The sequence below is a fragment of the Aminobacter sp. AP02 genome (genome assembly GCF_003148805.1).
Taxonomy (GTDB): domain Bacteria; phylum Pseudomonadota; class Alphaproteobacteria; order Rhizobiales; family Rhizobiaceae; genus Aminobacter.
On the sequence record NZ_QGGX01000003.1, the window covers coordinates 383,798 to 390,386 of the forward strand.

Annotated in this window: 6 protein-coding genes; 1 reads left to right on the forward strand and 5 read right to left on the reverse strand. The window is 62.1% G+C overall.

Annotated features, from left to right (window positions below; translation table 11 throughout):
* Position 1: 1 nt before the first annotated feature.
* A complete protein-coding gene (locus tag C8K44_RS05760) occupies positions 2 to 1,159 on the reverse strand; it encodes a glycosyl transferase family 1 (RefSeq protein WP_109574786.1) in 1,158 nt (385 codons plus the stop codon).
* A 167-nt stretch (positions 1,160 to 1,326) separates the two neighbouring features.
* Between C8K44_RS05760 and C8K44_RS05765 the strand changes: the two genes are divergently transcribed.
* The gene (locus tag C8K44_RS05765) at positions 1,327 to 2,712 is read left to right on the forward strand and encodes a polysaccharide pyruvyl transferase family protein (RefSeq protein ID WP_109574787.1); all 1,386 of its coding nucleotides are present in this window, start codon (positions 1,327 to 1,329) and stop codon (positions 2,710 to 2,712) included.
* Here the strand turns inward: C8K44_RS05765 and C8K44_RS05770 are convergent.
* The 4 genes from C8K44_RS05770 to C8K44_RS05785 all read right to left on the reverse strand — a co-directional run.
* Positions 2,614 to 4,074 (reverse strand): lipopolysaccharide biosynthesis protein, encoded by a 1,461-nt coding sequence (locus C8K44_RS05770; RefSeq protein WP_109574788.1) that lies wholly within the window; start codon positions 4,072 to 4,074, stop codon positions 2,614 to 2,616. The two genes, C8K44_RS05765 and C8K44_RS05770, sit on opposite strands and share 99 nt — an antisense overlap.
* Complete coding sequence (locus C8K44_RS05775) at positions 4,071 to 5,252, reverse strand: glycosyltransferase (RefSeq protein ID WP_109574789.1); 1,182 nt, start codon at positions 5,250 to 5,252, stop codon at positions 4,071 to 4,073. Before C8K44_RS05775 ends, C8K44_RS05770 begins: the two co-directional genes overlap by 4 nt.
* Before the next feature lie 39 nt (positions 5,253 to 5,291).
* The gene (locus tag C8K44_RS05780) at positions 5,292 to 6,371 is read right to left on the reverse strand and encodes a glycosyltransferase (RefSeq protein ID WP_109574790.1); all 1,080 of its coding nucleotides are present in this window, start codon (positions 6,369 to 6,371) and stop codon (positions 5,292 to 5,294) included.
* The coding region (locus C8K44_RS05785; protein ID WP_245417373.1) for a UDP binding domain-containing protein at positions 6,368 to 6,589 on the reverse strand (222 nt) is incomplete at its 5' end. The genes C8K44_RS05785 and C8K44_RS05780, both read right to left, overlap by 4 nt.

A 6,589-nucleotide genomic window follows, 5' to 3' on the forward strand; every position in this document is an offset into this window, starting at 1 on the left:
GTCAGGCTGCGATGGCGTCGATTTCGACGCCGCCGGCGATGCGCTGGAGCTTTGCCACCAGCGCGCGACAATCGGAGCTGTCGCAGCTCCATGTCCCTTGGTCACGGGCGAGCACGCCCCGATGCAGGGTCTCGTAGCGCTCGGCCGTCATTGGCGAGAGCGTATCCATCAGCGCTCTCACCGACGGCTCGGATAGTACCAGCCCTACCCGCTCCCGTTGCAGGAACCCTGCGGTTTCGGTGTCAGCCATGGCGATCGGCACGGCGCCGAAGCGACAGCCTTCATAGAGCCGATTGGGCAGAAGCCACCTTGAGTTCTGGCCTTCCTCGAAGAAGTCGATCGCCCAGGAGAAATGAACCTCCCGGTAAATCTCGGCCATGTCTTCGGGGTTTCGGTACGGCCCCTCGAAGGTCAAATGGGGCTCGGAGTCGACGAAGCCGTGGAAATCCGGGAATTCGGAAAGTGCCGGCCGACCACGCATGACGACCTCGAACTGCCCTTTCATGCTGCGGGTGAATTTGGCCAGCAGCTCGAGCGACTTGCGGCAACGCAATGCGCCGAACCAGCCAATTCGCCACGGCGGCCCATCGGGTGCCTTCGGAGCCAATGGCAGGCCAGGCGTCAGTTCGAGCAGCTTGTTTTCCACCAACTCAATTGGCGCGTCGATCTGGCCGTATCTGTCGAAATAGTGCCTGACGAAAGCCGGAGAGCTGGTCAGCAACAGCTTGACGTTGCGCCCAAGCAGCCGTTCAGCCCCGCGCATGCCTTTGCCGAGAAGGTCCTCGCGCAGCACCAGCCGATGTATATCGAGGCACTCGTAGACGATCGGCACCGAACCCGCGAACGTGCTTCGCGCACGCTGCGCCAGCGCCAGCATTTCGAGATTGCGCGCGACGATCAGATCAGGAGTCGGCAAGCCTCCAAGCGAGCCCGGCATGCCCGCCGACGCTTTTGCCACCGCTCCGATTCGCTGCGCAAACCGGCCGTCGCGTGTGTAGCCGAGGTCGATCGGCCTCAAGCCTTCAATATCTTTTACCGGCTCATCAGTTCGCCGGAATCCGGCCAACGCAAGACGCGCACCACCGGCCTTGAGCATGATGACCCGCCGGCGAACTGCTGGATCGGAAACGTCATGCACAAGGTACAGCACATGCAGCATGAGATTACTCTCGCTGTTTGGCCCACCGCCCCACAATGCTAGGGAAGCATTTGCTGCGTCGCAACAATTACTGACCCATTCGACCTCAACTTTTGTTGCGTCGCAAAATAGCCCGTTTGATCTGTATTGGTCTGCGTTGGCGGGCTTACGCACGGAGACGCAGTTCCATGAAAAAGATCATTGTCGAAAACACCGTCTGCCTGAACACAGGCGACGCTGCGATCCTCCTTGCGATCCGGCACATCCTGACGTCGGCCTATTCGGGCGAGATCCAGTTCCAGGTGTTCGACAGCCAATCCGAGGTCGCATCGCGTCTCTATCCAAAGCATGCCTATCCCGACATCGAGATCCGCAAGCTGTTGGCCGAGTCGATCTTCAAATATCCCTATGACGACAACCGGCTGAAGAACCTCGCCAAGCCGATCTATAACCGGCTGGCGCAGAGCGCGCTGCGCCACTACGGCAAAAGCACAGCGCTTGACGAAACGATGTTCGACGCTGAGGACCGCCGCAGCCTCGACATGTACCGGCACGCCGACCTCGTCATCACCACCGGCGGAACCTACCTCGTCGAAAACTACAATCTCGAACGCCGGCTCAACCAGTTCCGCATCGACGCTGCCTTCGGCAAGGATCCGGTCTTTTTCACCCAGTCGCTTGGGCCGTTTGACAAGGACTACAATCGCCGCGAGCTGAAGCCGGTCTTCGACCGTAGCCCGCTGATCCTGTTGCGCGACGAACGCTCGCGCGGCCACCTTGCCGGCCTCGTCGACAACATCGACAAGTGCCATGTCGTGGCCGATTCGGTGTTCGCGCTGGCGGACAAGGGGCGTATCGAAACGCTTCTGTCTTCCGGCCCAGCGCCACAGCCTTCTGGCCGCGTCGGCATCTCGGTGCGGCACTGGAACTATGTCAGCGAGGGCGCCGATGGCATGCGCCGCTATATGGATTCGATCCGCGATATTGCCACCTCGCTGGTGCGCGACCACGGCAAGCAGGTGACCTTCGTTTCTACCTGCCAGGGTGTGCCTGAATATGCCCATGACGATTCGAAGACCGCGCGGGCGATTGTTGCCGAGCTGGCACCAGACATCGCAGCAAATGTCAGTGTCGATGCCGACTTCCATACGCCGGAACAGTTGATGGAACTGGTCAAAGGCTTCGATTTCGTCGTCGCCACGCGCATGCACATGATGATCATGTCGCTTTGCGTCGGCACTCCGGTGCTGCCCATCGCCTATGAATTCAAGACCAGGGAGCTTGCCAAGCGCGTCGGGCTCGCCGATCTGCTGCTCGATATCGATACGGTGACGCCCGAGGAAGCCAGCCAGAAGCTGACCAGTTTCACGGGCAATCTCGACCGTCTGAGGGCAACGACACTTGCCGCGGTGCTCGAGGAGCACGCCTCCGCGATGTCGGCGGCAGAGTTGATCAGGCCCCTGCTCCAAGACGCATCAACGGATGTTTCGGGCGATGGTCTTCCAGGCGTCGACAAGGGCGCGGCGCGATTGCGGCACGGCGATCATGAAGGCGAGCGCAACCGCGTAGCTTAGGGTCGCTGCCGTCAACGCGGCGACGAGATTGGACTGTTCGATCAGTGATGCCGGCAGGCAGCCGTAGCCCAACCAGGCTACGGCTGCCGCAACAATCAGCAGCCCCTGGACCATCAGGAAGTCGAGCGCCGAGACCGGCCCCGTCCGCCCCAGCATCACAGCGAGCACCGGCAAGCGCAGTACATAGCCACTGATGGCATAGGCTGCGGCAACACCGACAGCGCCCCATTTCAGCCCGACGACGAACGACAGCACCGTGGTCAGCGCCGAGTAGACGCCCCAGCGAAACATGATTCCGGTCTTGCCCTGGCAGATGAAGATCCAGCCTGTCGTGCTCGACACCGGTTGCATCAGCCCGGCTATGCCAAGCCAGGCAAAGATCGGGGCGACAGCCAGCCAGCGCTCGCCGAACAGTATGGAAACGACGGGCTCGGAGGCAATCGTCAGTGCGGCGATACCGGGCACGGTGATGAAGGCAAGCAGCCAGTTGGTGCGGAGATAAAGCTCGCGGAAGCGCGGCTTGTCGTCCTGGATGCGGCTGAGCAGCGGCACCATCAGGCGCGAGAGCGGCTGGTTGATGTTTTGCAGCGGAAACAAGAGCAGCTTGTAGGCGCGGTCGTAGTAGCCGAGTTCGATCGGCCCCGAAAACCTGCCGATCAGGATGTTGTCGAGGTTGCGCGAGAAGAAATTGACGAGGTTGAAGCCAGTGAGGTTCGCGCCAAAAGACAATATCTCGCGCTCGACCTTGAGGTTCGGTTTATCAGGCTTCCAGCGCGTGGCGAGCCATGCGCCAAGCAATGTCACGATTGCGCCCGCGGCCGGTCCGATCACCAGCGCCCAGTAGCCGAGGCCGGCATAGGCTGCGGCGATCGCGGCCGCGAGACCGGCCATTGCCGTCGCCACATCGTTGATCGCGAGTTGGCCGAACTGCAGGTTGCGGTTCATCAACGCCAGCGGCAGCGCGGCAAGGCTTCCCAACAACAGCGGCATTGCGGCGGCAAGCGTGATGCCGGTCATCCTGGCATCGCCATAAAATGCCGAAACCGCTGGCGACAGCGCAGCGATAATCAACGTGCAGGCCAAGCCGGCAAGCGTACTGATCCAGAACACCTGGTTGAGTTGCGACTGGCCGATCTCCGGCCGCTGGATCACCGCCTGCTGGAGGCCGAGATTCTGGAAAAGCCCGACAAAGGCGATGATCGGCCCGACCGATGCGACAAGGCCAAAATCCTCCGGCGCAAGCATGCGCGCCAGGACCACCACCGAAACGAACTGGATCGCTATCTTGATCGCCTGCGCTGCGGCGGTCAGTGCTCCGCCCCTCAGCGCGATGCGCCCCAACTGCTGGGCTTGAGCCGTCATGCCGCGGCTCTGGTCGCGGCAAGGCGGAAAAGCGTGTCGGCGAAGGCGTCATTCAGCCTGGCTGAATCGAAATCGTCTTCGACCTTGCGCCGTGCGGCCTTGGCAAGCGCCTCGCAGGCGCCGGGGTTTTCTGCGATCCAGATCAGTTTTTGCGCCAAAGACTCAGCATCCCTCTCGGGCGCGAGCAGCCCCGTCCTGCCGTCCTCGATCAGTTCGGGAATGCCCGAATGATAAGTACTGACGACGGTCAGCCCGGCAGCCATCGCTTCCATGAGCGCCACCGGAATGCCTTCGAGATCGCCGTCACTGGCCTTCACGCTGGGCAGGACGAAGACATGCGCCTGGCTCAGGCGCTGCTTGACCTCGCTATGCGGACGCGGCCCAAGAAAGGCGACCCGTTCCGCGATGCCCAACTCTGCAGCAAATTGTTTCATCGCGTCGAGCAGCTCGCCGCCGCCGATGATGGTGTAGGACCAGTCGATGTCAGGACGCACTGACTGCACTTCGGCGAGCGCGCGCAGGGCGAATTCGATGCCCTTTTTCTCGGTCAGCCGGCAGACCGAGATCAGCGCCAAAGCACTGTCACCCTGCCTGCCGATGCGGAAATCGATCTCGTCGGTGTTGACGCCCATATGGTGCACGGCAACGGTGCCGGGGGCGGCACCTGCCCGTATCAACGCGTCGCGGAAGAAGCCGTTGACCGGCAGTTGCAAGGCGCCTTGCCGGAAGACAACTTCGTAACGCGACAGCGTGCCCTCATGCATCGGCGCACCGACATCATGGCCGTGGAAGATGGTCACCAAGGGTGCCGTGATCTGCCGCTGCTTCATCGCCCTCGCGACACGCAGGCCGTTGTTGCCGAAATGGGCGACGATCACATCGTATTTCTCGAGCTTGCCGGCAAAGGCGATGTCGAGCGCCGTGGAAGCTTTGTCCCACAGCCGCCCCGACCATTTGCGCAACGACGGGCGCACCGGACCGAGCGCGCCCCACCATTGCTCGACCCCGCCGGGCAGCTTGCGCCAGCGCGGATCGTCGATGTTGTGCTCTTTTCCGAAGGTCGTCTCGTTGCAGACGACGCCAACCTCGATGCCGCGTTCAAGGCAACCGGCAATCTGGTCGAGAACGAAGGTTTCGGAAAGCGAGGGGAACTTGTCGACGACAAAACAGACCTTCATCGATCCGCCCTCCTGAAACTGCGCGAGCGAAAACCCAAGTCAGGCCGCCCGATGGAGGCTGCCTGCCGCCGCGCGGTCGAGAACCCCCATGAAGGTGGCGAACTGGGCATCCGGGTCGAGTTGCGGACGATGCGAGAATTCGCGCGCGGTCTCCGACAGGCGCTCATATTCCGCCTTGTCGTCCCACAGGCAGCGCACGGCGCCGACCCAGACATCCAGGGGTGCATCGTAGTCGAGGACGACGCCACCCTTGCCGATCGCTTCAGGCAATCCGCCGCGGCGCGAGCCGACGACGGGGATGCCGCTGCAATGGGCCTCGGAGGCAACGCGGCCCCAGGCTTCTTCCCATTTGCTCGGCGCCAGCAGGATTCTGGTCCGGCCGTAGACCGTCTTCATGTCGCTGGTCCGGCTTTCGAGCCTGACATTTCCCAACGGTGCGATGATCTCTTCGATGCGCGAGCGGTGGTCGTCGGCAAGCTTCCAGCTTTCGACAAACAGGAAGGGAATGTCGGGGCAGCGCCCGGCAATGCGCACAGCGAGTTCGAAGCCCTTTTCCTGATAAGGATTGATCAGCGTCACAAACTCGCCTGTCGTCGGCGTGTTGTAATGCGCCGGATTGATCGTCGGCGGAATGACTGTCGATTCGATGCCGAACCGTTGCCCGTAGGTGCGCGCGGTGAAGTCCGAATTGGCGATGTATTGCGCCGAGCGCAGTTCACTGAGATCGCCGCCCAACTCGTGGAACTCGACGTTCCTGAGATAGACGACCAATGGTATGCCTTGGGCCTCCAACGCCTTGCCGATCGGAACAGACTTGTGACACTGGACCACGGCGACGTCGGGTTTGAGCTTCTGCACGGCAAAGCCGGCTGCCTCCCATGGGAACCAGGCGCGAACAACCGGATAGCCGGGAAACGTGTCGATGACGGCACGCTGCCCGAGCAGCTTCATCTTGGCCCTTGCCTTGAAACCGAACATGCCGTCGCCGAACAGGGCCGCGAGCACGGAGGCTTCGTGGCCATGGGCGCGTAGCTGCTCGACCAGGTGATGCGTGCTCGACTGCACCCCGCCGCTGAATTCAGGCGTGTAGCCATTGCCGCCGGCAAAAAGAACCCTCATGCAGCCAGCTCCTTGGTCACTCGCCTGTCCCGCTTGCCTCCCTTTCGTCCGATGGAGATGTAGTCGATGCCGTGGCGGGCGAGCACGCGCGGGTCGTAGAGGTTGCGGCCGTCGAAGATGACGGGTGTGGCGAGCGCCTGCTTGATCATCTCGAAGGAAGGCGCGCGGAAGTTCTTCCATTCGGTGGCGATCAAAAGCGCATCGGCGCCGGGCAGTGC

Bases quoted from the DNA above. Each gene is read 5' to 3' on its own strand.
- C8K44_RS05770 (WP_109574788.1), bottom strand. From the start codon at position 4,074: ATGACGGCTCAAGCCCAGCAGTTGGGGCGCATCGCGCTGAGGGGCGGA.
- C8K44_RS05765 (WP_109574787.1), top strand. From the start codon at position 1,327: ATGAAAAAGATCATTGTCGAAAACACCGTCTGCCTGAACACAGGCGAC.
- C8K44_RS05780 (WP_109574790.1), bottom strand. From the start codon at position 6,371: ATGAGGGTTCTTTTTGCCGGCGGCAATGGCTACACGCCTGAATTCAGC.
- C8K44_RS05775 (WP_109574789.1), bottom strand. From the start codon at position 5,252: ATGAAGGTCTGTTTTGTCGTCGACAAGTTCCCCTCGCTTTCCGAAACC.
- C8K44_RS05760 (WP_109574786.1), bottom strand. From the start codon at position 1,159: ATGCTGCATGTGCTGTACCTTGTGCATGACGTTTCCGATCCAGCAGTT.